The 25,838-nt window shown below is 37.5% G+C and carries 25 protein-coding genes and 3 tRNA genes; 9 read left to right on the top strand and 19 right to left on the bottom strand.

Going from position 1 to position 25,838, the window contains the following annotated elements; translation table 11 throughout:
- Positions 1–6: 6 nt before the first annotated feature.
- Entirely contained in the window at positions 7–636 is a 630-nt protein-coding gene (locus tag ACLJX0_RS01130; RefSeq protein ID WP_410877801.1) for a hypothetical protein, read from the top strand.
- Between the two features lie 544 nt (positions 637–1,180).
- On the opposite strand, the gene wecC is transcribed toward ACLJX0_RS01130, so the two are convergent.
- The 4 genes from wecC to ACLJX0_RS01110 all read right to left on the bottom strand — a co-directional run bounded on the left by wecC (position 1,181) and on the right by ACLJX0_RS01110 (position 6,492).
- Positions 1,181–2,392 carry a UDP-N-acetyl-D-mannosamine dehydrogenase gene (gene wecC / locus ACLJX0_RS01125; protein ID WP_410877800.1) on the bottom strand — a complete coding sequence of 404 codons (1,212 nt, stop codon included), beginning with the start codon at positions 2,390–2,392 and terminating at the stop codon, positions 1,181–1,183.
- A 380-nt stretch (positions 2,393–2,772) separates the two neighbouring features.
- Complete coding sequence (wecB, locus tag ACLJX0_RS01120) at positions 2,773–3,897, bottom strand: non-hydrolyzing UDP-N-acetylglucosamine 2-epimerase (protein ID WP_410877799.1); 1,125 nt, start codon at positions 3,895–3,897, stop codon at positions 2,773–2,775.
- A 469-nt stretch (positions 3,898–4,366) separates the two neighbouring features.
- The gene (locus tag ACLJX0_RS01115) at positions 4,367–5,083 is read right to left on the bottom strand and encodes a DUF6796 family protein (protein ID WP_410877798.1); all 717 of its coding nucleotides are present in this window, start codon (positions 5,081–5,083) and stop codon (positions 4,367–4,369) included.
- 41 nt (positions 5,084–5,124) lie between these two features.
- Positions 5,125–6,492, bottom strand: a complete 1,368-nt coding sequence (locus ACLJX0_RS01110; protein WP_410877797.1) for an MATE family efflux transporter — start codon at positions 6,490–6,492, stop codon at positions 5,125–5,127.
- 200 nt (positions 6,493–6,692) lie between these two features.
- Between ACLJX0_RS01110 and ACLJX0_RS01105 the strand changes: the two genes are divergently transcribed.
- Positions 6,693–7,676: a helix-turn-helix transcriptional regulator gene (locus tag ACLJX0_RS01105; protein WP_410877796.1), complete on the top strand. Its 984-nt coding sequence runs from the start codon at positions 6,693–6,695 to the stop codon at positions 7,674–7,676.
- A gap of 36 nt (positions 7,677–7,712) precedes the next feature.
- On the opposite strand, the gene ACLJX0_RS01100 is transcribed toward ACLJX0_RS01105, so the two are convergent.
- The gene (locus tag ACLJX0_RS01100; RefSeq protein ID WP_410877795.1) at positions 7,713–8,348 is read right to left on the bottom strand and encodes a helix-turn-helix domain-containing protein; all 636 of its coding nucleotides are present in this window, start codon (positions 8,346–8,348) and stop codon (positions 7,713–7,715) included.
- A gap of 690 nt (positions 8,349–9,038) precedes the next feature.
- Between ACLJX0_RS01100 and ACLJX0_RS01095 the strand changes: the two genes are divergently transcribed.
- Positions 9,039–9,458, top strand: a complete 420-nt coding sequence (locus ACLJX0_RS01095; RefSeq protein WP_410877794.1) for a cold-shock protein — start codon at positions 9,039–9,041, stop codon at positions 9,456–9,458.
- Between the two features lie 16 nt (positions 9,459–9,474).
- On the top strand, positions 9,475–9,669 hold the full coding sequence (locus tag ACLJX0_RS01090) for a cold-shock protein (RefSeq protein WP_002991706.1): 195 nt from the start codon (positions 9,475–9,477) through the stop codon (positions 9,667–9,669).
- Positions 9,670–9,813: 144 nt separating this feature from the next.
- On the opposite strand, the gene ACLJX0_RS01085 is transcribed toward ACLJX0_RS01090, so the two are convergent.
- Together ACLJX0_RS01085 and ACLJX0_RS01080 are read right to left on the bottom strand one after the other, a co-directional pair.
- Positions 9,814–10,662 (bottom strand): NUDIX domain-containing protein, encoded by an 849-nt coding sequence (locus ACLJX0_RS01085; RefSeq protein ID WP_410877793.1) that lies wholly within the window; start codon positions 10,660–10,662, stop codon positions 9,814–9,816.
- A 631-nt stretch (positions 10,663–11,293) separates the two neighbouring features.
- A complete protein-coding gene (locus ACLJX0_RS01080; RefSeq protein WP_410877792.1) occupies positions 11,294–11,632 on the bottom strand; it encodes a winged helix-turn-helix transcriptional regulator in 339 nt (112 codons plus the stop codon).
- A 321-nt stretch (positions 11,633–11,953) separates the two neighbouring features.
- Between ACLJX0_RS01080 and ACLJX0_RS01075 the strand changes: the two genes are divergently transcribed.
- Positions 11,954–12,505, top strand: coding sequence for a porin family protein (locus ACLJX0_RS01075; protein WP_410877791.1), 552 nt, complete (start codon positions 11,954–11,956; stop codon positions 12,503–12,505).
- Positions 12,506–12,611: 106 nt separating this feature from the next.
- On the opposite strand, the gene ACLJX0_RS01070 is transcribed toward ACLJX0_RS01075, so the two are convergent.
- The 8 genes from ACLJX0_RS01070 to ACLJX0_RS01035 all read right to left on the bottom strand — a co-directional run bounded on the left by ACLJX0_RS01070 (position 12,612) and on the right by ACLJX0_RS01035 (position 19,061).
- Positions 12,612–14,075: a hypothetical protein gene (locus ACLJX0_RS01070; protein WP_410877790.1), complete on the bottom strand. Its 1,464-nt coding sequence runs from the start codon at positions 14,073–14,075 to the stop codon at positions 12,612–12,614.
- Between the two features lie 292 nt (positions 14,076–14,367).
- Positions 14,368–15,837, bottom strand: coding sequence for a hypothetical protein (locus ACLJX0_RS01065; protein ID WP_410877789.1), 1,470 nt, complete (start codon positions 15,835–15,837; stop codon positions 14,368–14,370).
- Between the two features lie 608 nt (positions 15,838–16,445).
- A tRNA-His gene (locus tag ACLJX0_RS01060) sits at positions 16,446–16,522 on the bottom strand.
- Between the two features lie 24 nt (positions 16,523–16,546).
- Positions 16,547–16,620, bottom strand: a tRNA-His gene (locus ACLJX0_RS01055).
- Between the two features lie 56 nt (positions 16,621–16,676).
- Positions 16,677–16,753 (bottom strand) — tRNA-His (locus tag ACLJX0_RS01050).
- Between the two features lie 72 nt (positions 16,754–16,825).
- A complete protein-coding gene (bshB1, locus tag ACLJX0_RS01045; protein WP_410877788.1) occupies positions 16,826–17,542 on the bottom strand; it encodes a bacillithiol biosynthesis deacetylase BshB1 in 717 nt (238 codons plus the stop codon).
- A 4-nt stretch (positions 17,543–17,546) separates the two neighbouring features.
- On the bottom strand, positions 17,547–18,614 hold the full coding sequence (locus ACLJX0_RS01040; RefSeq protein ID WP_410877787.1) for a chorismate-binding protein: 1,068 nt from the start codon (positions 18,612–18,614) through the stop codon (positions 17,547–17,549).
- Entirely contained in the window at positions 18,615–19,061 is a 447-nt protein-coding gene (locus ACLJX0_RS01035; protein ID WP_410877786.1) for a PaaI family thioesterase, read from the bottom strand.
- A gap of 189 nt (positions 19,062–19,250) precedes the next feature.
- Between ACLJX0_RS01035 and ACLJX0_RS01030 the strand changes: the two genes are divergently transcribed.
- From ACLJX0_RS01030 to ACLJX0_RS01015, 4 genes are all read left to right on the top strand, one after another.
- On the top strand, positions 19,251–19,823 hold the full coding sequence (locus ACLJX0_RS01030; RefSeq protein ID WP_410877785.1) for an L-threonylcarbamoyladenylate synthase: 573 nt from the start codon (positions 19,251–19,253) through the stop codon (positions 19,821–19,823).
- An 18-nt stretch (positions 19,824–19,841) separates the two neighbouring features.
- Entirely contained in the window at positions 19,842–21,278 is a 1,437-nt protein-coding gene (locus tag ACLJX0_RS01025; RefSeq protein WP_410877784.1) for a CCA tRNA nucleotidyltransferase, read from the top strand.
- A 4-nt stretch (positions 21,279–21,282) separates the two neighbouring features.
- A complete protein-coding gene (locus tag ACLJX0_RS01020) occupies positions 21,283–22,320 on the top strand; it encodes a COX15/CtaA family protein (protein ID WP_410877783.1) in 1,038 nt (345 codons plus the stop codon).
- A 238-nt stretch (positions 22,321–22,558) separates the two neighbouring features.
- Entirely contained in the window at positions 22,559–22,999 is a 441-nt protein-coding gene (locus tag ACLJX0_RS01015; RefSeq protein WP_410877782.1) for an adenylyltransferase/cytidyltransferase family protein, read from the top strand.
- 315 nt (positions 23,000–23,314) lie between these two features.
- Here the strand turns inward: ACLJX0_RS01015 and ACLJX0_RS01010 are convergent, their stop codons facing one another.
- The 4 genes from ACLJX0_RS01010 to ACLJX0_RS00995 all read right to left on the bottom strand — a co-directional run bounded on the left by ACLJX0_RS01010 (position 23,315) and on the right by ACLJX0_RS00995 (position 25,748).
- Positions 23,315–23,563 (bottom strand): hypothetical protein, encoded by a 249-nt coding sequence (locus ACLJX0_RS01010; RefSeq protein ID WP_410877781.1) that lies wholly within the window; start codon positions 23,561–23,563, stop codon positions 23,315–23,317.
- Positions 23,564–23,853: 290 nt separating this feature from the next.
- Complete coding sequence (locus tag ACLJX0_RS01005) at positions 23,854–24,093, bottom strand: hypothetical protein (protein WP_410877780.1); 240 nt, start codon at positions 24,091–24,093, stop codon at positions 23,854–23,856.
- Positions 24,094–24,514: 421 nt separating this feature from the next.
- Positions 24,515–24,898, bottom strand: a complete 384-nt coding sequence (locus ACLJX0_RS01000) for a hypothetical protein (RefSeq protein ID WP_410877779.1) — start codon at positions 24,896–24,898, stop codon at positions 24,515–24,517.
- Between the two features lie 70 nt (positions 24,899–24,968).
- On the bottom strand, positions 24,969–25,748 hold the full coding sequence (locus ACLJX0_RS00995; RefSeq protein ID WP_410877778.1) for a methyltransferase domain-containing protein: 780 nt from the start codon (positions 25,746–25,748) through the stop codon (positions 24,969–24,971).
- Positions 25,749–25,838: the final 90 nt, after the last annotated feature.

Genomic DNA, 25,838 nt, shown 5'->3' with positions numbered 1-25,838 from the left:
TATAAGATGAGAAAATCAGTTCTTTTTATGAGTTCAATTTTTGCTTTTTTAACGCTTTCATGTGGCGGAGATGCTTCAGCTATCCACCTACAGGAAGAGAATAATGCAAAAGTATTACAAGCAGAAGTAGAAAAAGCCTTTACTGCGGACAAAGTAGTGAGTGAGTTGAGTTTATATACTCCTCCATTAGATACGCGATTACAATATATTTCAATTGACTATTGGGAAGGAGCGGAAGAATTTAACCAAGTATATGATCGAAAAGAAGGGATGCAAGAGAAATCAGAAACCCTAGCTTCTCAAAATATCAAACGTCTACCTGCCATCACACACAAATCGAAAGATTTAGTGTTTAATCTAAAAGATGTAGATTATTCAAATACTTATGCGAATTTCATTCAAGCAGTTACTTTGGTGATGGAAGAATACCCAGAAGATAGTGAGGAAACGTATGATAACTTTGTTTTACACCGTTATTCATTCAAAGCAACCGCTCCAAACAAAATTAAGGAAGTACTGACGCTTCACGCCAAAAAAGTAGGCGAAAAAGCAAGACAGTATAAACGTAAAACAAACACCAATTACTATGAGTTTACGTTTGTTGTCTCAGACAACGGAGAATTAGAATGGATTTAAAACGCGGTTGATTGATGGTTGACAGTTTACGGTTGACCTTTAGTTGACGGTTGACAGTTTAGCCTCAGCCAATCTCACCTAACCCTCAACAAACCCACACCAACCCTCAACCAATCTCACCTAACCCCACCATTCACAAAAAAAAACAATAAAAAAATACTGAAAAAGAAGCTTTACGTTTAGGAAGTGCTAGAACCTAAAACAAGGAGTACAAAAAAACGCGACTATCTACGATAGCTCGCGTTTTTTTAGTATTACTACGTGATAAATTATGGAGATGAGATGTTTTTGTTGGTTGCTTTTTCACGAGTTAGTTTTTATATGAACTGTCTAAGCCAACCTCACCTAACCCAATCTAACCAATCTAACCAATCTAACCAATCCAACCAATCTAACCAATCTAACCAAACCTCACCAAACCCTCAACCAATCTCACCAAACCTAACCTCACCAAACCTCACCAAACCCTCAACCAATCTCACCAAACCCTCAACCAATCTCACCAAACCTAACCTAACCTCACCAAACCTCACCAAACCCTCACCTACTTCCTCACCCCGCAAAAATCAAGTACAACTTTATCATTTGAAATGGCAAGGGTTTTAAATTCCGTATGAGCAACGAGGAAAACGATAATATCAGCTTTTTCCACGGCTTCTTGGTAGGCTGTTAGTTTAAATACTTTGTGATCTTGTACATTGGGTTCAACAATAAACATATCCGCATCGCCAGAATCTTGTAAAATACGCTCTGCGATATAGATTGCTGGAGATTCACGTAAATCGTCAATATTGGGTTTAAAAGCCAATCCCATCACAGCAATTGCAGGTTGACGTCCTTCTTTTAGTTCGAATTCTAAACGCGCTGATTTCACTTTTTCCGCACACCAGAATGATTTATAGTTATTGATTTCTCTAGCTTGTGCAATAATTCGAGATTCCATTGGGAATTCTGATACAATGAAATACGGATCCACCGCAATACAATGTCCTCCTACTCCACACCCCGGTTGTAAGATATTTACACGAGGGTGTTTGTTGGCTAATTCAATCAATTCCCACACATTAATTCCTGCTTTATCACAGATTAGTGACAATTCATTCGCAAAAGCAATTTGCACATCACGAGAAGAGTTCTCCGTCAACTTACACATTTCTGCCGTACGTGCGTTGGTTGGGTGTAAAGTCCCTTGCACAAACTGGCTATAAAAGGCGATTGCCTTTTGGGTTGATGCTTCATTTACTCCTCCAATTACACGATCATTGTGCACCAATTCGTACATTACATTTCCAGGTAGGACGCGCTCTGGGCAATAGGCAAGGTATATTTTTCCTTCTAATTCTGGACGCTCCATAAAAATATACTCCATCATTTTCTCTGTTGTACCTACAGGAGAAGTGGATTCAATAATGTATAAATCACCCGCTTTTAACAAAGGTAAAATAGCGGCTGTAGCTGCTTTTACATAGGAAATATCAGGTTCGTGATTTCCTCCTTTAAAAGGGGTTGGAACCACCACTAAATAGGTATTAGCTTGAATCGGTTTAGTTGCGGCTTTTAAATAACCTGCTTGTACAGCTTCTGCAACAGCCTGTTCCAAATCGGGTTCTACGATGTGAATTTTACCCGCGTTAATGGTATCTACCACGTGCTGTGAAATATCAACCCCATGAACCCCTATTTTATTCTGAGCAATTAAAGCCGAGGTCGGCAAACCAATATAGCCTAATCCTATGGTTACTACTTTTGTATTCATCTCTTTTTCTTTTTTTTCTTCTATTCTTTTTTTGGTGGGGGTTGGTGGGGGTTGGTGAGGTTGGTGGGGTTCGGTGAGATTGGGTGAGATTGGGTGAGATTGGGTGAGGTTGGTGAGATTGGTGAGATTGGGTGAGATTGGTGAGATTGGTGAGATTGGGTGAGATTGGGTGAGATTGGTGAGATTCCCCTCAACAAACCTCAACAAACCTCACCTCACCCCACCTAACCCTCACCTAACCCTCACCAAACCCTCACCAAACCCTCAACTAACCCTCAACAAACCCTCAACAAACCCTCAACAAACCTCACCTCACCCTCAACAAACCTCAACTAACCCTCAACTAACCCTCAACAACCCTCACCCAACCTTCTAACCCATCACCCATCCAATCCTCCAATAAATTCAACAATACGTTGACATGCTTTTCCATCTCCATAAGGATTGTGTAAAGCCGACATCTTTGCATAACGAGTTTGATCCGTCAATAAACTATTAGCTTCCTTTACAATCTTTTCTTTGTCTGTACCAACTAGAATAACAGTTCCTGCTGCTACTGCTTCTGGGCGTTCCGTCGTATCGCGCATAACCAATACCGGTTTGCCTAAACTTGGCGCTTCTTCCTGAACACCTCCACTATCCGTAACAATCATATAGCTCTGGTTCATGAGCCACACAAAAGAAGGATACGCCAACGGATCAATGAGTTGGATATTACTAATGCCAGATAATATTTCGTACACTGGTTTTTTTACATTCGGATTCAAATGTACGGGATAAATAATTTGAACATCTGCATGTGTCAAGGCAATTTCTTTTAACGCTTCACAGATCCGAATAAAACCATCTCCGTGATTTTCACGTCTATGTCCTGTAACTAAAAGAAGTTTTTTATCTGGATCGACGAGTTGTTTGAGGCGCTCAATTTCAACATGTTGTAAATCTTCTACACGCGCTACACTCTCCAACAAAGCGTCAATTACCGTATTTCCAGTAATTAAAATATCGTTTGGATTGATATTCTCTTTCAGTAAATTTTCCTGAGAAGCTGTTGTTGGTGCAAAATGATAATCTGTTACCCTACCCGTAATTTGGCGGTTAATTTCTTCAGGGAAAGGCGCTCTTTTATGATGTGTTCGCAAACCAGCTTCAACATGGCATACTTTTGCTCCGCTGTAGAAAGCGGCAATACTAGCCGCCATCGTTGTAGTCGTATCTCCATGTACATACACATAGTCTGGCTTAAACTCTTCTAAAATATCTTTTAACCCAACAATAATATCTCCTGTTAAGGAATACAAATTCTGATTAGGTTTCATCAGATTCAAATCGTATTCTGGCACGATATCAAAGAATTCTAAAACCTGATCTAACATTTCTCTGTGTTGCGCAGTTACACATACACGAGTATCAAACTGATGCTTATTCTTTTTAAACGCTTTTACCAGGGGCGCCATTTTAATAGCCTCTGGCCTTGTACCGAATACAATTAAATTCTTTTTCATTTTGTTTGGTGTACCATTACATTATCTCGTACTAGCTAGAATATCAATCTATCAGATCTTTTCTACTGGCTATCATTCAAATTCAATCGATTCAAATTTAAGCCATTACACGTATCACCTCCCTCAAACACCGCCTTGTGCTAGTACCGTTACTTTTTATTTTCTTTTTTTCTCTCTTCATTATCTGAAGGATAGGGTAAAAAGATGAAAAAGACACTTTTGTCATTTACTACACCCTAAGCTCACAAAGGTACATTTTTTACCCCTTTTTCAAACATTGATTTATCTTCTTTTTAAGGAAACAGAAAACGGTACTCTTCTTACAAATGGAAGATTTGGTTTTTGATAGAGGGCTGTACTTTTACCTCCATTTCCTATGTTTATATAAAACTAAAAGGTTTGAAACAAATATTTGTTCCAAACCTTTTAGTTTTATCGTCAACAGCTGTCCTTTCACACAGCCTTTTCCTTACGCTGTAAACTTCTTGCGAAATAGAATGACCAACAAAATAAAGAAAATCAGATAGGCAAGATTAAATCCTGCAGCACTGATCCACGATTTCAATAGAGAATCGGGAAGCATCATTTTAATCGGTTGTTGATATAGAGTAATAAAAACAGGAGAAATAAAGCCTGCCCATCTTGGAAGTATCGTTTTACCAGCGAATACCATAATAGAAAACAACAGCCATCCAAGGAGCAAAACAGCAATTGCGGTTCCCCAAGCAATGTAAAGCACCGTTGTAAAGCCAGCAGCCATTTCAATTAAGTAAGGATGTGCTACAGGATCGGTGTGATAGATTGCCTTAAACAATTCGCCACTATAGTAAAAGTCCGCATGCCCTAAGGGCATAAGCACTACACTTAGCACCAAGATAAAATACGTAATCCAAGCATGGGGTTTCGTTTTATCTTTAAAAAATTGATAGGCGAGCCAAACAGCAGGAAGGAATAAGAAGGCCGACATTGAAGCAAGGAGAGCTCCCCACATCAAACGCTGGGTAGAGCCCTCAATCATCAAAAGAGCTAAGGTCGAATCTAACTCATCGACATAGGTAGTGGTGAATAAAGGGTATTTTGAAGGGTCAACGTGAAATCCCACAATGAGAATATCGCCGATAACCCATAAGATTGACGCTAGAATAGCGGATAAAAAAGACCACCTAATTTTTGTTGAATACTTCATGTTTAAAAGTTTAATTTACGAATTGATACAATTGATTTGATTTATAATTTAATTTGCTGATGCAGCATATCCTTTTTTCTTAACTTCGCTGTACTTCTTGCAACAGCATAGAGAATGAGGGCAAAAATCACCCAATCAATAGCCGCACTTGCCCAATAAATACTACGCACTCCGAGAATAGGAGGAATCAATAGCATAATGGGAATATAAAATACGACTTGACGAAGCAGGCTAATAACTGTGGCGGGTTTGGCTTGTTCAATAGCGGGAAACCACACCATGGACATAAACACAAAAGGCAAGACTAGCAGGACACTCATGTAGATTCGAAAATCAAAAAGCTGCTGTGCTAAAAATGTCGTATGTGGAATCATTACGCCTAAAACCCCGGCGGGATATAACATAACAAAGAGCCAAAACGGCAAGAGGATAGCTAGCCCAACAAGGGAAAAGAGACGATATGCCTTGATACTTCGCTTGTAATTTTTGGCGCCGTAGTTCATACCAGTCACAGGCTGTAAGGCGCGCATCAATCCCCATAAAGGCGTATTTAATAAAATATAAAACCGATTAACGGCCGTAAAAAAGGTAATATCGGTTGCTGTTCCATAGGCTGCTAGAGCGTTAAAAACCACAATATTTTGAATGACAATCATGACCATCATAATAAAGCCAGGCATACCTAGTGAAAACGTTTCTTTGATGATAGCTTTATCTGGTCGGATAGACCAAAACTTGGTTCGAAAGGAGGCCTTTCCGCCAGCGTAATACCACACCCCTAATAGTGTATAAATCATCATGGCAATATTCGTTGCCCAAGCCGCTCCCGCTACACCCCAGCCTAAGACATCAATAAAAACGGGTTTTAAAGCGAGGTCAACCAACAGCCCCACAGCAATCATCCAAGCGGCTGTTTTCATTCTTCCCTCCGCGCGTACCATCATATTTAACGCCAATCCGTGGATCCAGAAAAAACTTCCCAAAATTGTGGCTTGGAAATAGGCTACCCCTAAGGTTAAAATTTCTCCCCTTCCGCCCATCATGTAGACGAGTTCTTCTGCAAAAAAGTAACACGGCAAAGTTAATACTATAGAAAAAAGCAGGGTTAAATAGTTGACCGTTCCCAAGGCTTTTTCAAGCTTATCTGTATCTTGCCTACCAATCCAAATACTAATGGCAGAACCAATTCCTGTTCCAATTAAGGTTCCAAAACCTTGTGCAAATTGTGCCAAAGGATAGGCAATTCCCACGGCTGCCAAGGCCGTAGTACTAATCAGGTGGCCCACAAATAAACCATCCAAAAAATTATTTAAGCCATACAAAACCATGGCAATCACCGCTGGCCAGGCCAAATGCCACATCACTCGAGGCAAGTTTCCTTCTAAAATAAGTTGTTTTTGTTTGTCCATGTCTTTTGATACTACCTTGTTTCTCCCCCCTTATCCCCTTACGATCATCAGCTTGTTCTCCTGTAGGCGTGTAAAAACACGTATCTTATTAAGATTAATTCTAAATAATTGATATATTTGCAAAGATATGAGGCCCCAAGGCTCCTCATGTCACAAATACGGATAAAAAAGTCCGCATAAAAAAAGACACTTTTTGGCTTATGACGTTGCGCTTATATGATATAAAACACCAACATACCTTAGTAGAAAAAGAATACCCTACCTCATTTTTTGACACCCAAGAGGAAGCGGTAAAAGAACATATTACCCATCTTGACTCCTTTATGGGACGTGGGTATTACAAAGAGATGTACTTTGATGGGGTGCATATTGGCATAGGGAATGTGCGATTAGCGCAAAAGGTTGTCCTGGGATTTGAAAGTGATTTTGAAACGATTGAGATGCACTTTACCCTCAAAGGTAAAAGCACGGCACGTACAAGTCAGTTTGACCAACAAATCAGCTTTGGCGCGCATTCACACAATATTCTATACACCAATGGACTGGGCGGACAAATGCAATGGGAAAGTGAAGATTTTTACTTGTGTGAGATTAATCTGCGACCGGAATTCTTCAAGCGTTTTTTACCCAAAGACCACCAACTATTCGATCGCTTTCGCCAAGCCGTAGAAAAGGGAAAGTCAAGTCTACTTCATCCAGAACACTACGTGATTAATCACCAGATGTATCAAATTTTAGATCAAATTCTTCAGTGTGACAAAAAAGGTGTTTTTAAGCGCTTATTTTTAGAGGCAAAGGTTATTGAGCTTCTGCTTTTGCAACTAGAGCAATTTTACGGGGAATCTCCCTACCAAGGCTCCTTAAAAAAACAGGATATTGACAAGATTTACGCCGTACGTGATTTTATGCTTCAAAACTTAGATTGTACCTATTCCCTTGTGGATTTAGCTCACCAGGTAGGCACCAATGAATTTATATTGAAAAAAGGATTTAAAGAACTGTTTGGAACAACAGTTATCTCTTTCTGGACCCATGAAAAGATGGAACGCGCCAAGGAACTACTCGCAGCGAAAGAATTGAATATTAGCGAAATTTCAGACTCCATTGGCTTTAAAAATCAACGACACTTCTCTACCGCTTTCAAAAAGAAATACGGCATTTCGCCTAGCAGTTGGGCAAGATAAGAATGGGTTGGTTTTGCCCGTTGTACTGATGTGCTGCTATTCGATGATATTCTTAATACTTGGGGCAAAGATTGCGCGAATGCAAAAGACTTCGCGAATTTCACTCATACCAAAGATAAGCTGATCAAAAGCTGGATTATCACTAACAAATAGAAATTCTCCATTATCTAACACTCGCTTAAAGCGATAGAATAGAATACCTCTATCTTCCAACACCAACACATAGATGTGCCACGGTTTCATTTCTTCAGGTTCAATCTTGGCGGACAAAACATAGGAACTTACTTTTATGGTCGGGTACATATTCTCTACCCCAATTTGAAAACCAATATGAACCTCCTCTTCCGTCGGAAATACACAAGCAGGCGAGGTGGCCAAACACTTTTCGGGATTAATAAAATACTCGATATGGTGATCTACGGAAATCATTTTTACCACACGGCTCTCTAAATCCACCTTGTAAACCGCATTGGGATGAACTAAAAACAGCTCATTCAAATCGATTTTCTGTTGCTTGCACACCTCAATAATCTTATCATAACGCATCGTATCGCGTATCTTCCAAGAAGATAAGGTATTGGGCTTAATTTTGAGCAAATTGGCCAATTCCAAGTCTGTTTTAAGCCCCAGCAAGTGCTTTAATCTATTGATAACGTCATTTGCATCTAACATCGTATACCTATATTAATTAAACATGATTTACACTTCTACCTAAAGCAAGAATTATACCGTACTATGTTCATCCTTCAAAACCTCAAAAAATAAAGTAAAGACAAAATATTAATACTAAATAATTCTCTAATAAGAGACAATATTTTAAATAAATACACTTAATTCAGTAATTTAACATTTAAAACCTAAACTCAAAAATACAAAAAAATCGCAAATAACAATTTATTTAGGCATAAAATTCTCATTTAGTGGTTTTTTCACTTCTATTTCATTGGCGTATGGGCTTACTTTCTTCTCTTTGACGATCTTATTTCAAGAAAAAAAATAATCTTTTTACTAAAAAAACGATTCCTAAGTAAAAAAACTCTACCTTTGCTCTGATTTTGGCAATTAAACAAAATTGTATAGCCTAGTAAATTTTAGCACAGCGCTAACCTGTGTATATTTTTTTCAAACCTTTACTACTGTTTTTGCATTTATCACCAAGGATAAATATTTTTTATTTTCATTTGTAGTAAGTAGGTTTTTCAAAACAACTTTTCCACACCCTCCGTGCAGTTCTATTAGAAATGTTCGACGTAACGGCTACTAATCTCAATAAATATATTTTTCTGTATCGTTTACTCGTAGGCGATGTTTATTAAAAATCAAACGAATACTCGGTGTATTTGTTCACTTATAATTCAATTAATGGCAGACTCATTTTTTAAAAAAGAAAACAACAAAAAGAAAAAACAAAAACAAGACGAAAAATTAAAACGCCGAGAGGAACGTAAACAAAACAACAACAAAGGAAAGGATTTAGAGGATTTATTTGTTTACGTAGATAAGATGGGACAATTGACTCACCTTACTCCTGAAGAACAAGCGGCACAAGAGAAGAAAGAATCACTTAAAGTGGAGAAAATTTCACAAGAAGAACACGAAGGGATTATTAGTTATGTAACTGATAAAGGATATGCCTTTGTTATTGATTCTAAAAGTAGAGAGAGTATCTTCTTACACCAAAATGAATCGAATATTCCCCTTGAAAAGGGATTAAAGATAAGCTTTCAGCTAGAACAAAGTAAAAACGGAATACGCGCAATAAACGCAGTTAAAAAAGAATAATAAATTTTAATACATTATGCAACAAGGAACAGTAAAGTTTTTTAATGAAACTAAAGGATTTGGTTTTATCACACCAGACGATAACGGAGCAGACATTTTCGTTCACACTTCAGGTTTAGTTGACCGCATTCGTGAAAACGATGTAGTTACTTACGAAGTTGAAAAAGGTAAAAAAGGATTAAACGCAGTTGAAGTAAGACGCGTTAGATAATCACCTTTTACGAATTACCGTGAAGATTTAAAAGATCAATCAATTTATTTTGGTTGGTCTTTTTTTTGTTCTTTGTTGTTTATTGTTTTAGAACAAACAAACTTCAAAAACCAAACTTCAAAAGCCGAAAACCAATAAATTCCCCTACAAAAAATCAAACACTTTCAATACACCAGGAACTGGAATTTGATTGCGTATATAGTCTTCCTTCGTAAAGTACTGTACTCCTCCTATTTCGTTCGCAATGGTAATTGTATCATTTGCTAAATCGTACGCATAACAATCTTGTTGCATCAGAATATTCTTTTTCTCTCCATATGCTGGGGCGACAATATGCGTAAGAAAAGTTAGTCGTTCTTCTTGCAATACGAGGGATAGCTCCTCTTCTATTTCTCGAATCAAAGCTTGTTGACTGTGCTCACCTGGATCAATTTTACCACCAGGTAGATACCACGCCTGTTTATTTTTGCTAAAAGCCAGCAGCAGTTGATTGCCTTTGACACAAACCAACCCTGCTGTAGGTAGATCGATCCACGGTTGATTAACCACAGAGAGGTAATACTCCACAACTCCAGGATTCTCGTTCTCCACTTGAGCAGGTTTAGCCCCTCGTTTCTCATAAAAAGCCCCTATAACAGGCGTTGCTACCACCGTTAAGTAATTAATCGAAGAAGCGAAAGCTTGTTTCTTTGCTTCCTCCAAGAGTCGGTCGGCTAACGCTTCGCTTTGTTTTTGATTAACAGAGACAACATATACATAGGTCAATTGCGCACTACCATATGCCATACGAAAACCAAAACACCCACAAAGTGTTTGCGCTTCATAGACTAGATACAATACCTGTTGATCGAGGAATGCAAGTAGCTCTTTTTTGGATGGAATCTGTTGTTTTTCAACAAAACTGAAGGCTTCCGCTTGTGTCATAAAATCTACAATCAAATCAACATCTTGAGACGTAGCGGGTGTAAGTTGTAGTATAGAAGGAGTCAACATGGCTGATAAAATTTGCTTTTCTTGTTTGAAAGGCCTAAAATAAAAAGAAAAAGCAGGACAATTACTGTTCCTGCTCTTTCTTTTTCATAAAATTTTCTTGTCTACCTCAGAAACAAGTTGTTCTTTAGTATCCATTTTTTAATTTGAAAATATTAGGTACCATTTCGAAACAACAAACAATTAAACAGAACTCCTATTCTTTCTTTTCAAATTACAAAACTTGAAATTCACTGCTATTCCATCCCTTTATCCTCTTTTCTGCCTTACTAAAAAAAAGGAGTGATGCTATTAGAAATGAACTTCTACTCATTTATTTAATTCCCCAACAAAGGAAATAACATTAAGTGAAATAAGCAAGAAAAAAATGCAAGGATTTTATTTTTTAATTTTAATTTAATACTCTGAAAAAACAGCTCAAATAAATAGCTACATACGCCCATAATGTTAGATATAACACAATAAAAACAAAAAAAAGCGATGCTTTCAATACTCTTTTATCCCCTACTAACAGGACATCCTAGGTCATTTTTTTACTTTCGCATCCGTTTTTCTTCTTTTTTCAATTAAATAAGTCTGAACAACTGCACTTTTCACGTTCATGCTTTCTTCTTTTCGCAACAAAGATAATTACTCAATCTTTCACTTGCGGAGCGTCCAATAGCACTTCCCCCCAAGCATTCAATTGTTTTAAGACTTCTACAAGTTGCAATCCCAAAGGAGTTAAGGTATATTCCACGCGTGGTGGAACTTCATCAAAACGCTGTTTAGTCAGAATACCGACCTCTTCTAGTTCTTTTAGCTGCTGGTTTAGCACGCGCCGATCAACAGTAGCAATTCCTCGTAGAAACTCACTTGGTCTCTTCTCTCCTTCATTAATACGCCAAATAATGGGAATCTTCCACTTGCCACTAATAGCTTTAACAGCATATTCTAAAGGACAAACTTTGTCTATAATGATTTGTTTTACCATGCTTTATTTTTCTTTGTCTTACAAAGATGGCATTTAAAATGTAAACTTACCTCCCTCTACCCTGTTACTTTCCCGTTAAAAAAATAGATTTAATACGCGTTTCTACTTTGAAGTCCGCTGTGTGCGTGGAAATAGTTCACTTCTCACAGGACGAAGTTTTCAGCAAACCTCTTCATAGATTGAACGCTACTCCACCAACCAAACGAATTAATCACACCCATTTATCCCAAAAAGACACAAATGCCTTTTTATTTTTTCTTTCTCACTTCTTTTTTTTAATATATTTATACAAAAATTTAACTTAACTAATTTATAATTCACATGAAAAAAATTACGATGAGTCTTTTGGCTATTTTCGCCTTTAGTGCAGTAACAGTAGCACAAACACCAGACATCAAATTAGGAGCAAAAGCAGGTTTGAATATGTCTAATTTATCTGGTGCAGATAATACAAAAAGTAAAACAGGATTCCATGTAGGAGCCTTAGCTGAAATCTTTATCAATGAAAAATTCTCGGTACAACCTGAGGTTTTATACTCTTCTCAAGGAGCAAAAGGCAAAGGAAGTGATAGTGCCAAATTTAACTTAGATTACATCAATGTACCAATCATGGCTAAATACTATGTTATGGATGGATTGAGCGTACAGGCAGGACCACAAATTGGTTTTAATGTAAAAGCTGAAGCAGGTGATGTTGACGTTAAAGATCTTATAAACACAGTTGATTTTGGTTTAAATTTCGGTGCAGGGTATGAATTACCTATGGGTGTTTTCTTTGATGCTCGTTATGACTTAGGTTTAACCAAGGTGTACAAGGAAGGAAAATCAATAAAAAACGGTGTATTTCAACTTTCTGTTGGATATAAATTCTAATAAAAAAAACAAACAATGACAAGAAGAGGGTAGCCTAAAAGACTCCCCTCTTTTTTTTATCCATCCCACAAGTTCTTTCCTTTAAGTTCTCTATTTTACCAGTTTATTATTTCAGATTAGACAGGTTGTGATTCACAGGTAAATAACAACTATATACGGTAGTATAAGCTGTTTGAGGGTGCGTACCGGCTTCTCCATACAGTTCTACTGTAACAAGGTAGGTTCCTGGTTTTTTAAACTTGTGTCGAATTTCTCCATTCGCTGGAACATCCATGATTTGTTTCCCTTCTCCTTCATCAAAATCAATCACAATCTTACCTGTACTAGAGGAAACACGATAAACGGCGTCTTCATCCAAACAAATAGTACCTTTAAAATCGTCAATAGCAAACCAAGTGGCAGAAAAGGAAGGCAATCCCAATCGGCCAGTACCAGCAATAATGGAGGGTAATCTATAGATTTTCAAGTTATACATCTCTTCGGGATTATCAATAACATTCATATAATCTTTTCTAGAAAGAGACATGTATATTCTTCCATCAGGTCCCATTTGGATCGCTGCAGATTCCATATAGGGTATTCTAACCTTTTTAGTTGCTGCTTCCCCATGGGCTAACAAATCCTCAAACTCATAAACCATTAATACATCTCCTCTATCTACTGATTGAACATACAGATATTTACCTGAATTGGAAAACTCGACTCCATACGCATTACGCCATTCTATCGATTGACCGTTACTCATTTTTCCTGTTTTTGTATCGAAACGTCCCACTTTAAGTTGATTAGCATAGTTCGTTGCCCAAGCAAAGAACTTTCCATCAGGTGAAAACTTCATATACCCCGAAGTAGAAGTCTCAGCATTACCCGTATTAGGAGGAAAGGCAGAAACAACAGGTGCATCTGCAACAACCCCCTCTGGCGTAGCTAACCAAGCGTTAAGGTATGAGTTCATTCCTCGAGCTGGCGCAACAATCCAAAAATCACGACCATTAGCGTGGCGAATACTACTTACGCTTTCGCCTATAGTTGGATTAAAATTAATTAAAGGAATATTTTTTTCTACCACAGCACCTACCCCATTTGCTTCTGTCATATCGATGACACTATACGTCAATCGTCCATTCGAGGTTCCTTCATTTGTAGTTTGTCCATTAGATCCAATACACACCGCTATATACTTGGTTTTACTTCCTGGATAGGGAATAACAATTCCAGATTGAGCAGAAGAATCGTGTCCTGTTAGGCCTGTTCCATTTCGCATCACATCATGATTTCGATTCCAGATGGTAACACCATTCGAATAAAAAAGTAGGTTCCCCTCTTCATCTGACAAACTAAAACACCCTTCATTTGTACTCATGCTACTACCAGGTACTTTATCAGGTATATTACTCAATTGTTTTTGTTCCGTTGTACCATAAATTCCAGTTGCTGTTACCGTTTGTGTGGTATTCCAAGTTAATCCTCCGTAATTCCCAAAAAACCAGTTATTTGCTTGTTTCTGCGCAAAAACAGGTAGGCTAAGTAAAAGTACAAGCATCAGTACCTTTGTTCTACTATTATTCATAAATCTATCTCTTACAATTTTTATTTATTTTGTGATCTTTTAGTTCAAGTAACCTCCTCAACTTAGGTGTTGTAAGTAGATAAACAAACAACATACCAAAGTATAAGAATCAAATATTTTTTTTCAAAAAAAAAAAAAAATCAACTAATTAAAAAAAACTAAAACATTCGAAACATGCATATTGTACTCATAAAAAAAGAAAGAAAATTTTAGCTCTCTTTCTTTTATATTCATGATTCATTCTATAAAACTGATGTTCTCACTTTTCTTATTCTATCGATATAGGTGTAGATTATCTCAAATTAGACAGGTTGTGATTGACTGGTACATAACAACTATATACGGTAGTATAAGCCGTTTGAGGTTCTAGAGTAGCGGCACCATACAATTCTACTGTAACCAGGTACGCCCCTGGTTTTTTAAATCGGTGTCGAATTTCTCCATTCAAGGGAACATCCATGATTTGTTTTCCTTCTCCTTCATCAAAATCAATCATAATCTTACCTGTACTAGAGGAAACACGATAAACAGCGTCTTCACCCAAACAAATGGTACTTTTAAAATCGTCAATGGCGAACCAAGAAGCAGCAAAGGATGGCAATCCTAATTCAGAGCTACCAGTAAACATAGACGATACTCTATAGATCCTCAAGTTATTCATCTCTTCGGGGTTATCAATGATATACATAAAATTATTTCCAACCATATTCAGGTATATTCTTCCATCAGGTCCCATTTGGAGTGATCCTGTTCCTGTATTGTTTATTTCAAGTTTTTTGGTTACTGCTTCCCCATGGGCTAACAAATCCTCAAATTCATAAACCCTCATATAATTTAGAGCATTTACTGCTCGAACATATAGGTATTTACCTGAATTGGAAAACTCGACTCCATACGCATGATTCCATCTTAGCGTTTGGCTTTTAGTCATTTTTCCTGTTCTTGTATCGAAACTTCCGACAAAGAGTTGACTCGTAAAGTTCGTTGCCCAAGCAAAGTGTTTCCCATCAGGTGAAAATTTTATATAACCGGAAGCAGTAAAAACGTCTCCTGTAGTACCGGAATTAAGTGGAAAGGCAGAAATAACTGGTGTATCTGCAACAATTCCCTCAGGCGTAGCTAACCAGGCATTAAGGTATGGATTCCTTCCTCGAGCTGGTGCTACAATCCAAAAATCACGACCATTGGCATGGCGAATACTCGTTATGCTTTCGCCTATAGTGGGATTAAAATTAATTAAAGGAATATTCTTTTCTATCACAGCACCTAAACCATTGTCTAGCGTCATATCGATCACGCTATAGGTCAATCTCCCAGCTCTATCACCTTGATTCGTAGATTGTCCATATTGTCCAATACACACCGCTATATACTTGGTTTTACTCCCAGGATAGGGAACAATAATTCCAGATTGGGCAGACGAATCATGTCCTGTTAGACCTGTTCCATTTTGCATTACTTGATGATTTCGATTCCAAATCGCCATTCCACTCGAATAAAAAAGCAAGTTGCCCTCTTCATCTGATAAGCTAAAACACCCTTCACTAGTAGTCATCTGACTACCAGGCAGATTCGTTGGTATATTGCTCAATTGTTTTGGCTCCGTTGTACCATAGATTGCAGTTCCAGTTACCGTCTGTGTGGTATTCCAGGTTAATCCAGCTTTTCTTCCAAAAAACCAGTTATTTGCTTGTTTTTGTGCAAAAACAGGTAGGCTAAATAAAAGCACAAACATCACTATTTTTCTTCTTCTATTTTTCATAATTCAATTTTTAAATAATTTGGAAGTCTTTGCTATGATCGACTTTCTATATTTATATGCTGTAATCGCTTAAACAAATCCTACGTCTAAGCGTTTAAAATCAAATCTATGTTTTTTTCAAACATAGATCAACAACGTTACAGGTCAGAAAGAATACGATAAAGGGAACATCTTTATACCTTATAAACGCTAAATGATTCACATGGCAAATTTACCAAATAAAACAAACAAAATATACTTAATTTTATGAAAAATACACATAAATAAACCCAATAATCAACACATATTAACATGTAATTATTCTCAAATATTGATTTTTTTACGACAAAAATAAAACAACCCAATTATTTGCGAATTTGAGCTATATTGGAGGAGGTTTTTCACTCCTTCAAAACGGCGTAGAGATACAAAAAAACCTTTGTTAAAGCTTTCAAGTTTTGTACTTGATCTAATTTTCACATCCTATACTTTAAGTAGAAAATGATGCATAGGGTGCGCCCTTTCTCTTACCTTACTCAGGACGACAAAAGTGGAAAAGAGAATTTGAGGTTCATTCCTTGGGAAAAGACATAAAAAAAGAGAATGATTCTAAGAATCATTCTCTTTTCTGGGGTGATTAATGGGGTTCGAACCCACGACCTTCGGAACCACAATCCGACGCTCTAACCAGCTGAGCTATAACCACCGTGTACATTTTTGTGCGATTTAGGGTGACTAATGGGTTTCGAACCCACGACCTTCGGAACCACAATCCGACGCTCTAACCAGCTGAGCTATAGCCACCATATCTATTTTAATCGCTAAGTTGCAATCGATATAGCGATCGACTTGCTTTTTTTTGGGGTGATTAATGGGTTTCGAACCCACGACCTTCGGAACCACAATCCGACGCTCTAACCAGCTGAGCTATAACCACCGTTTATGTCTTATTTTGACGCTTGCAAAGGTAGGCATATTTCCTTACGTTGCAAGCATTTTTTGAAAAATTTTACAGCAAATCTCCTAAATGATTGACTGCCACATATCTTTCTACTGTAAATCCTTCTGCATGTTCTTTGTCGATCAGCCGTCCTAGATCCTGTGCGCGATACACAATGCTATCGATAAAATTTTTGGACGTAATAGGCGTTGAAGGTTCTTTGGAATTTACATCGTAAAATTGCGTGCCATACGCCAATACTGCTTGCATCTTTTGATCGATAAATCCCGTAACATCCACCACAAAATCAGGTTCGATATTTTTCCACTGGATGTAGTGATAAACCAATTTAGGACGCCAAGCCTCCTGCTCTACCCCATCAATTGCTGTTTCAATGCGTCTTAGTCCCGATAAAAAACAAGCGTCAGAGACCAATTTACTTCCTTTGCCGTGATCGATATGACGATCGTCTATTGCGTTGCACAATACAATTTCAGGTTTGTATTTGCGGATCATTTTGATGATCTCAAGCTGATGGGATTCGTCATTGACAAAGAATCCATCGCGAAAACCTAAATTTTCCCTAGCAGAAACGCCTAAAATAGCGGCGGCGGCGGCGGCTTCTTTTGCTCGAATTTCCGCACTTCCTCTTGTTCCCAATTCGCCTCGGGTTAAATCGACAATAGCAACCTTTTTACCAAGGTGAATTTCCTTTGCAAGGGTTGCTCCACATCCCAATTCGACATCGTCTGGATGTGCGCCAAAAGCTACTATATCTACTTTCATATGCTTAAAATAAAATCTTTTTCATCGTGGTGGATTTGTTGACCGTTTCGATAAATTCACTCGTTGGATCACTCTCCGCTGTCACACCACATCCGATATATATACTTACTTGACTTTTTTCTATTTCCATACAACGCAAATTGACAAACAACTGAGTCGTTAATTTATTTTGCGGTGTGCTATAATTCAACTCTCCCAAATAGCCTGCATAATAGTTGCGGGAGTACCCTTCTTCTCGAATGAGAAAATCGCGGGCAGCCGACTTGGGCAAACCGCAAACCGCAGGTGTCGGGTGAAGTGCTTCGACAAGAGTTTTCACATCGCCTTGCTTCAATTGTGCGTCAATACTCGTGCAAATGTGCATGACTTTAGCCGCTCTCTTGGTAAAAGGCTTCGATATTTGAATGGCATCACTCAACGGTTTTAATTTATCTACAATAAAATCCGTGACATAAGCTTGCTCTTCTTTTTCTTTTTCACCCCAATATACTTCTTCTCTACCGTGATTGACTTGGGTTCCCGCCAAAGCCATCGTCTGCAGCGTATGTCCTTCTAAGGCAATGAGCGTTTCAGGCGTTGCTCCCATCCACAAGCCCACTTGGGGATGATAGATTACATAACAAAAAGCCTCGGGATACGCAGCGAGCAATTTGGTAAATAATGACGGGATTTCCCCTACTTGTAAAGGTACTACTTCTTTACGAGAAGGCACTACTTTTCCAAAATTGCCTTGTTTAATGGCAGCAACACAGCGACGAACTAAATCTTCAAATTGACCTTTCTCAGGTTGCTTCTCATAATCCAATCCATTCTCCGATTCACATGCATCAAGTTGAAACTGATCTGCTTGTACATCCTCCTCAATTTCCACCGATGTCTCCAAGGGAATATAAAAACGAACGCCTTCGTAAAAAGGTGCAAGAACAAATCCTTTCTCTTTAAAATTGGAAACAAGATGTAAGGTTGAATCTTGTTGAAATAAGCCTTTTACTTGTGTTTGGTTTGGTTTTTTATACACTACAAAAGGCTTGTCTTCTCTTATATGCGTGATCCACGTTTCATATACCTTCATTTACCCTTTGTTTTTTTCGATTACTATATTAGTGATTTTACACACCGATAACAAAACCTCATTCTCATCTGTAATGCGGATTTCCCATAAGTGTAACGTACGTCCACGATGCACCAAGCGTGCCGTTCCTGTAACAACTCCCGCTCGTTTGCTTCGCACGTGATTAGCGGAAATTTCAATACCTCTTATTTCTTGTTGTTTGGGATCAATGAGCATTAACGATGCTCCACTTCCTAAACTTTCTGCTAGTGCAACCATTGCGCCACCATGAAGTAAACCCGCAGGTTGGTGTACACGTTCATTTACGGGCATTGTAGCCACTAAAAACTCAGGTCCAGCATCAATATATTCAATTTGCAATGTCTCCATCAGCGTGTTTTTACACACCTTGGCATACATCGCCAATACCTCTTCTTTATTAAAATCCTTCCTTCTTTTCACATGCATAATATAACTAATTTTAGGCGTCTTAAAAGTAAGCCAAAAAAGATGCACTTCCCTTAAAAATATTATAATTCTTTCTTTTTTGAAAGTGAGCGCGCATTTCTTCTGATCTAAGTCTCCCCTGTATCCTATTTTTTTAGTATTTTTAAGCCCTTAAAATAAAGAACCAATTTTATTGTAAGGAGACTGAAAATGGAAGACATCCAAAAAGAAGTTCACAACGCTTTTGAAGTAATCAAGAATGGCGGTATTATTTTGTATCCAACGGACACCATTTGGGGGATTGGTTGTGATGCAACAAATTCGGAAGCTATTAAAAAAATATATGCCTTAAAACAACGTGCAGAAAGTAAGAGCATGATTGTTTTGGTGAATGGCGATCGCTTATTGCATCGCGTTTTTCACAATATTCCTGAAGTAGCATGGGAGATTCTCGAATTTAGCGACAAGCCGACAACCTTGATTTTAGACAACCCCAAAATTGTAGCGCCAGAAATTATTTCTGCCGACCAATCTTTAGGGGTTCGACTGGTCAAAGATGCTTTTTGCTACAATCTGATTGAACGCATGAAAGTTCCTTTGGTTTCAACCTCTGCAAACCTTAGTGGATTTCCATCTCCACAAAACTTTATGGATATTGATTTGCGCATTCTCGAAGGAGTTGATTATGTGGTCAACCTCAAACAACAGGAAACCAAACCCAACAAACCTTCGACTATCATTAAATTAAAAGAAAACGCACAGGTAACGATTATACGTAAATAGTCTGTGCCATTTGACATTATGACTCTAGAACACCCAACATATAAAGAAGCACTACAACATCCCATTTTTGAGGTAATCACCCAAGCAGCAGCAAATCTAGAAATAGACGCCTATGTTATTGGTGGTTTTGTACGCGATTTTTTACTGCAAAGAGATACAAAAAAAGACATTGATATTGTTGCTGTTGGCAGCGGCATTGCTTTGGCATTAGAAGTAGCTAATTTATTACCGCATCATCCTAAAGTACAAGTTTTTAAAAACTACGGTACAGCTATGTTGCGCTATGATGACATTGATATTGAGTTTGTAGGTGCCCGAAAAGAGTCCTATCATTTCGAAAGCCGCAAACCTGTTGTAGAAGATGGGACCTTAGAAGACGATCAAAACCGAAGAGATTTTACAATCAATGCGCTAGCACTTTCGCTTAATCCTGCTACCCATGGCCAGCTTATAGATCCTTTTAATGGCGTCATAGATTTACAAAATAAAATCATTCGCACACCACTTGATCCAGATATTACCTATTCAGACGATCCGTTGCGAATGATGCGCGCAATTCGATTTGCGACACAACTGGATTTTACCATTGAAGAAGCATCCTTAACCTCGATTACACGCAATTGCGAACGCCTGAAAATTATTTCAGGAGAGCGCATCGTAGACGAACTAAACAAAATACTACTAGCTGACCAACCGTCCAAGGGCTTTTTACTCCTGTATAAAACAGGGCTGCTCCACTTGATTCTTCCTGAATTGATTGCTTTAAATCAAGTAGAAGAGATCGAAGGACATACCCATAAAAACAACTTCTACCACACCTTAGAGGTTGTGGATAATATTGCGCGCAATACCGATGATTTATGGTTGCGTTGGGCTGCTTTACTACATGATATTGGCAAAGCCCCTACAAAGCGATTTTCCAAAAAACAAGGATGGACCTTTCATGGGCATGAATTCCTAGGTGGAAAAATGGTGAAAAATATTTTTACACGCTTGCATATGCCGTTGAATCAGAAGATGAAATTTGTGCAAAAAATGGTAATGATGAGCTCACGTCCCATTGTTTTGTCTCAGAAAGAAGTGACCGATTCTGCGGTTCGCCGCTTGGTTTTTGATGCAGGGGAGCATGTGGAGGACTTGATGACGCTGTGTGAAGCAGATATAACAACGAAGAATCCAAATAAGTTTAAAAAATACCACAACAACTTTCAGATGGTACGCCAGAAGATTGTTGAAGTAGAAGAGCGCGATCACGTGCGCAATTTTCAACCTCCTATTACAGGAGAGGAGATCATGACGTTGTTTAACCTACAACCTTGTCGTGAGATTGGCATTTTGAAAGAAGCGATTAAAGAGGCTATTCTAGAAGGAGTAATCCCCAATGAATACGAAGCAGCCTACGACTTCATGCTTGAAAAAGCAGCTAAAATAGGACTAACAATTGTAAATAAATAATACTATGAAAAGCTCTTTTTTACCTTTAGCAAGAATATCCTTGGTCTTAGTATACCTGGTAATATTTGCGGGTGCGGCGGTTCGAATGACGGGTTCCGGAATGGGATGTCCTGATTGGCCGAAGTGCTTTGGTTACTACATCCCTCCAACCGATGAGGAAGTAATAACGTGGCAACCCCATCGAGAATACAAAAAGGGACAGATGATTATTCACGATGAGGCCCTTTGGAAAGCCAAAGATAATTTCACTACACCTGCGGTTTATGACGAGGCTCATTGGGAAAAATACACCAAACACGATTACGCTAAATTTAATCCTAAACACACCTGGACGGAATATATTAACCGTTTGTGTGGTGCACTTGCTGGATTAGCCTGTTTAGCGTTAGCTATCGCTTCTTTTAGCTATTGGAAAAAGAAAAAGAGTTTGGTTTTCACCTCTTGGTTGGTGGTGTTTTTAATGGGATTCCAAGCCTGGCTTGGCGCTACTGTGGTCTACTCCCTACTAAATCCCATCAAAATTACAGTACACATGGTCATGGCATTGGTTATTGTCGCTCTCTTAATCAACATCATCAAAATCGCCAAAGAGAAAACTGAAATCAAAAAATACAATGCGACTTTCCGCGCACTAACAGTGATTACCCTCCTCTTGACTTTGGTACAAGTAGTTCTGGGTACGCAAGTACGCGAATTTGTAGACGAACAAGTAAAGGCAGGTATTACCAACGAATATTTATGGTTAAATACCCCTACTTTGGATTTCTATATCCACCGTAGCTTTTCTATTTTAGTCTTTGTGCTTAACTTTTACTTGTTTTTCTTAAACAACAAATTAAATTTAGGCTTCTCCAAAGTAAAATGGGTAGCAATCCTCATTCTTTTAGAGATTCTAACTGGTATACTCATGCAATATATGCACTTCCCTTTTGGATCACAAACGGCTCACTTAGTACTTGCCTCTATCTTATTTGGTGTACAATACTACTTGTTCCTAGAAGCGAGAAAATGTTACTATAGCGGAAAAAGTTCCTTAGATTAGCATGTAAAAACAATATAACTTAAGAAAAAGCGTTTTCTATTGGAATATGAAAACGCTTTTTTATTTGTTATTTATAATCATTCTTGCTAAAATATAGCTAATATTCCCTTAAATCGTTTGGAAGTTAGGTTAAAAACCTTGTAAATTTGCCCTTACTATCAAAAGTTTCTTTTGTATTGTATTGCATCTTACTTTTTTATGCCCTTCATACAATAATTAACTTTTAACCCCCAATGCTATGACAACAAAAAAAATTGGAATCACATTTAGTTCTTTTGATTTGCTCCATGCGGGTCATATTAAAATGTTAGAAGAAGCAAAACGCCAGTGTGATTATTTAATTGTAGGCTTACAGACTGACCCTACAATTGACAGACCTGAAAAAAACAAACCGACTCAATCTGTAGTTGAACGCTATATTCAACTGAAAGGTTGCAAATTTGTTGATGAGATTGTTCCCTATACGACAGAGCAAGACTTAGAAGATATTCTACGCGCTTTCCATATTCACGTACGAATTTTAGGTGATGAATATGCTGAAAAGAATTTCACAGGAAGAAAATACTGTGAAGAAAAAGGAATCGAATTGTATTACAATTCCAGAGATCACCGCTTTTCGAGTAGTTCACTACGCAAAGAAGTAGCAGAAAAAGAAAACGGCAAAATTATTGCCATGTAAGAAAAAACCTAAGTTCACACTTAGGTTTTTTTTTGTTGTTTATTTTTTGTTGTTTGGCTTTTGTTCTTTGCTATTTCGGAATAAACAAACCGCTCAAATCATACAAACAACAAACTGCGCGCAAAAAAAACCTGCTCAAGGAAAGTAAACTGGAGCAGGTGCGATAAATACGGTACAGATGATAATTCAACCTATCTTATTTCATAAGATCTTTCTAGTAAGGATCGGTGATAAATTTTTATAACCTACAATTTCGTTCAAATACATCGAATTTTATCCTTCTCGTCTTTATCAAGGTGTAAACAAAAACAAATTTTATTGTGAAGGTCTCACTACATAATAGAGCACGCTTTTCTTAAAGAAAAGAAATCGCTTAATGGTACGCTCTTCTCTCTTGATAACAAAATCCTCTTGAATTAAGCGGTAGTGTAAACCTTTAGGTAACGTTGATAAAGCAACATAATTCTGTCCTTGTTTTTTCTCTTTTTCTAGTAAGAGTAAAAACTGTTCAAAATCATCAGAACATTCTGACAATTTCAATTGTTCAAATGCTGATTCTAACATTTTATTAATATTTTCGTTAAAGTAAGATGTTGTAAATATATCAAATAAATCAACAAAAACAATCATTTTCACTAAAGAATACGACCATTTCGCGTATTTTAACAAACAAAACTATAAAACATTACTTTAACAGAAAAAAAAAGCTTTACAATTAACTTTTTATTTTAATTTCAACTATATATTCTCATTTAAGCTGTATTATTTAGGAATAAAGCATTTTGTTTTTACATCTAACTTCCTTATTCTAATACCATTGGGTTGTTTTTTATACTCTCCCTTTTTTCCTTCCACTATTCTACCCTATAATAATACACTCTTTTTTTAAAAAAGAACAAACGCCTAACTGTTTTCTCAATGCGTTTAATCGTAAAATTTTCTAGAATCAACCGATAATGTAAAGCGGTCGGAATTGAAGACAGCATGAGGTAGTTTTTTCCTTGTTTTTTTTCTTCGTGTAATAAAACTAAAAACTCCTCAAAATAGTCATCCTGCTTCAACGATTCTAAATGCAAGACAATTGAATCAATCATTTTTTTAGTTTTAACAAATTATTACCCTTGCAAATATAGCAATAAATATTGAATTTAAATAAAATATCACCAAACAATACACAAAAACAAAGAATTATTCACAAAATAAATAGGAGAAACGAATATTTTATAACACAATAACTGCTTTATTCGAAATACTTTCTACTATAACTATTAAAAAACGCAATAAAATGAGGTTTTCATTTGAAAAACAATAAAAATAAAAACAATAAACAACTGACAATCAACACATTAAATCTCAAAATACGAATATATCCTCTGTATTTCCTCTCTTTTTCTCTTCATGCAAGGTATCTGTATTTCATTTCACACAGCATGAGAATATTTTACTATAGCAGGTGAGTTAATTGAAAGGAGAAAAAGTTTCCGAGATTTTCTCCTTTTTTAGTTGCTCACCTCCTTAGGTCATTGAACCTAAACTCTTTGCTTCTTCAGATCCTGATACTAAACAAGTCAATTCTTCACAACGGATAATTTTATCCCCTGAAAAGGTAAACTCCGCCAATACTTTGTGGGTGTGTTGAGACCCATCTTTTAATACCGAATGCACCAAATGCTTGGTAAATACTATATTGTCGTGTGCAGCGGTATTTACCAGCTGTACTTCTACGGTTTCAATCAGTTGTTTTAGCTTTTTAATGTGTTGTTTAAACCCTTCAAAATCAAGTTTGGCGTGGTCAACCAATTGCTCGTACGCTGGAGAGAAAAATTGTAGAATCACTTCTTCTTCATACGTTTTACTTTCAATCACCTGCTGTAACATTTCTTTTACTACTTTTTCCATTTTAAAAACTTTAGTATAATCTGTTGCAAAGGTGAAAACTTCCCTCCTCCTTAGGCGATAACATTTGTTATCAAATCAGGGCTTCCGTTTTTCTACCATAGAGCAAGATGCGTTTAAAGGCATATAAAGCAGGTAAGGTTGGAAAAGCAACAGCTATTTTTGCTTTAAACGCTTCGATAAATAAGGGTTTGTCTTCCTCTTTTAATCGCTCCATATAGGGAATCAACGCAGAACCCGCAATAAACGAATAAAGGGTCTCGTGTGTATCGGCGATAAGGGGATAAATGCGTTGGGAAAGCTGTAAGTCAGACAATCCTGCTTCAAACATCAATTGAGCATACGCATCTAAAGGGAGTACCGTTGTCTTGCGGTTCCATCCACCTAGTTGTGCATTGAATGGAGCGGTATCCGCTAAGCTGTCGAGTAATTGATTCAATAGATTCTCTGCCTGACAAGGCATTTGAACCACAAACTGTCCCCCTGGGTTTAGTTTTTCAATCAACTTGGGAAACAAGGTTCGATGGTCATCTGACCACTGTAAAGCGGCATTGCTAAAGATGAGATCCCACGATTCACCTGTGGCAGCAAATGCTTCAATGGTTTGTTGGGTAAAAGACAATCGATCCGTGCTTAAGGGATAGGCTTTCTCGAGCATCTCTTGAGAAGCATCCATTCCGACAAAAGTAGCCTGTTTAAACTTTTCGACAAGTAAGGCTGTTTGTTCTCCTGTACCACAACCTAGGTCTACAGACTTCATAGGGGTGGTCTCCTGAATCATCGCACTCAAATCAAAAAAAGGCAAAAATCGAACCGATTTAAACTGGTTGTATACAGTTGGATTCCAAGGCATAATATAGCGTTTTAAATTGAGATAAAGCTACAAACTCCATCCTTCAAACACGGATATAATTTAGGAAAAATAGGGGGTGTTTTTTATTTG

The sequence above is a fragment of the Myroides sp. DW712 genome, from assembly GCF_046557355.1.
Lineage (GTDB): Bacteria > Bacteroidota > Bacteroidia > Flavobacteriales > Flavobacteriaceae > Flavobacterium.
The sequence above is the reverse complement of the archived record's forward strand: the minus strand, read 5'-3'. Positions and strand labels throughout refer to the sequence as shown.

What these genes read in the sequence shown, in the direction of transcription:
- ACLJX0_RS01130 (WP_410877801.1), top strand. Translation starts at nt 7, where the DNA reads ATGAGAAAATCAGTTCTTTTTATGAGTTCAATTTTTGCTTTTTTAACG.
- wecC (WP_410877800.1), bottom strand. Translation starts at nt 2,392, where the DNA reads ATGAATACAAAAGTAGTAACCATAGGATTAGGCTATATTGGTTTGCCG.
- wecB (WP_410877799.1), bottom strand. Translation starts at nt 3,897, where the DNA reads ATGAAAAAGAATTTAATTGTATTCGGTACAAGGCCAGAGGCTATTAAA.
- ACLJX0_RS01115 (WP_410877798.1), bottom strand. Translation starts at nt 5,083, where the DNA reads ATGAAGTATTCAACAAAAATTAGGTGGTCTTTTTTATCCGCTATTCTA.
- ACLJX0_RS01110 (WP_410877797.1), bottom strand. Translation starts at nt 6,492, where the DNA reads ATGGACAAACAAAAACAACTTATTTTAGAAGGAAACTTGCCTCGAGTG.
- ACLJX0_RS01105 (WP_410877796.1), top strand. Translation starts at nt 6,693, where the DNA reads ATGACGTTGCGCTTATATGATATAAAACACCAACATACCTTAGTAGAA.
- ACLJX0_RS01100 (WP_410877795.1), bottom strand. Translation starts at nt 8,348, where the DNA reads ATGTTAGATGCAAATGACGTTATCAATAGATTAAAGCACTTGCTGGGG.
- ACLJX0_RS01095 (WP_410877794.1), top strand. Translation starts at nt 9,039, where the DNA reads ATGGCAGACTCATTTTTTAAAAAAGAAAACAACAAAAAGAAAAAACAA.
- ACLJX0_RS01090 (WP_002991706.1), top strand. Translation starts at nt 9,475, where the DNA reads ATGCAACAAGGAACAGTAAAGTTTTTTAATGAAACTAAAGGATTTGGT.
- ACLJX0_RS01085 (WP_410877793.1), bottom strand. Translation starts at nt 10,662, where the DNA reads ATGTTGACTCCTTCTATACTACAACTTACACCCGCTACGTCTCAAGAT.
- ACLJX0_RS01080 (WP_410877792.1), bottom strand. Translation starts at nt 11,632, where the DNA reads ATGGTAAAACAAATCATTATAGACAAAGTTTGTCCTTTAGAATATGCT.
- ACLJX0_RS01075 (WP_410877791.1), top strand. Translation starts at nt 11,954, where the DNA reads ATGAAAAAAATTACGATGAGTCTTTTGGCTATTTTCGCCTTTAGTGCA.
- ACLJX0_RS01070 (WP_410877790.1), bottom strand. Translation starts at nt 14,075, where the DNA reads ATGAATAATAGTAGAACAAAGGTACTGATGCTTGTACTTTTACTTAGC.
- ACLJX0_RS01065 (WP_410877789.1), bottom strand. Translation starts at nt 15,837, where the DNA reads ATGAAAAATAGAAGAAGAAAAATAGTGATGTTTGTGCTTTTATTTAGC.
- bshB1 (WP_410877788.1), bottom strand. Translation starts at nt 17,542, where the DNA reads ATGAAAGTAGATATAGTAGCTTTTGGCGCACATCCAGACGATGTCGAA.
- ACLJX0_RS01040 (WP_410877787.1), bottom strand. Translation starts at nt 18,614, where the DNA reads ATGAAGGTATATGAAACGTGGATCACGCATATAAGAGAAGACAAGCCT.
- ACLJX0_RS01035 (WP_410877786.1), bottom strand. Translation starts at nt 19,061, where the DNA reads ATGCATGTGAAAAGAAGGAAGGATTTTAATAAAGAAGAGGTATTGGCG.
- ACLJX0_RS01030 (WP_410877785.1), top strand. Translation starts at nt 19,251, where the DNA reads ATGGAAGACATCCAAAAAGAAGTTCACAACGCTTTTGAAGTAATCAAG.
- ACLJX0_RS01025 (WP_410877784.1), top strand. Translation starts at nt 19,842, where the DNA reads ATGACTCTAGAACACCCAACATATAAAGAAGCACTACAACATCCCATT.
- ACLJX0_RS01020 (WP_410877783.1), top strand. Translation starts at nt 21,283, where the DNA reads ATGAAAAGCTCTTTTTTACCTTTAGCAAGAATATCCTTGGTCTTAGTA.
- ACLJX0_RS01015 (WP_410877782.1), top strand. Translation starts at nt 22,559, where the DNA reads ATGACAACAAAAAAAATTGGAATCACATTTAGTTCTTTTGATTTGCTC.
- ACLJX0_RS01010 (WP_410877781.1), bottom strand. Translation starts at nt 23,563, where the DNA reads ATGTTAGAATCAGCATTTGAACAATTGAAATTGTCAGAATGTTCTGAT.
- ACLJX0_RS01005 (WP_410877780.1), bottom strand. Translation starts at nt 24,093, where the DNA reads ATGATTGATTCAATTGTCTTGCATTTAGAATCGTTGAAGCAGGATGAC.
- ACLJX0_RS01000 (WP_410877779.1), bottom strand. Translation starts at nt 24,898, where the DNA reads ATGGAAAAAGTAGTAAAAGAAATGTTACAGCAGGTGATTGAAAGTAAA.
- ACLJX0_RS00995 (WP_410877778.1), bottom strand. Translation starts at nt 25,748, where the DNA reads ATGCCTTGGAATCCAACTGTATACAACCAGTTTAAATCGGTTCGATTT.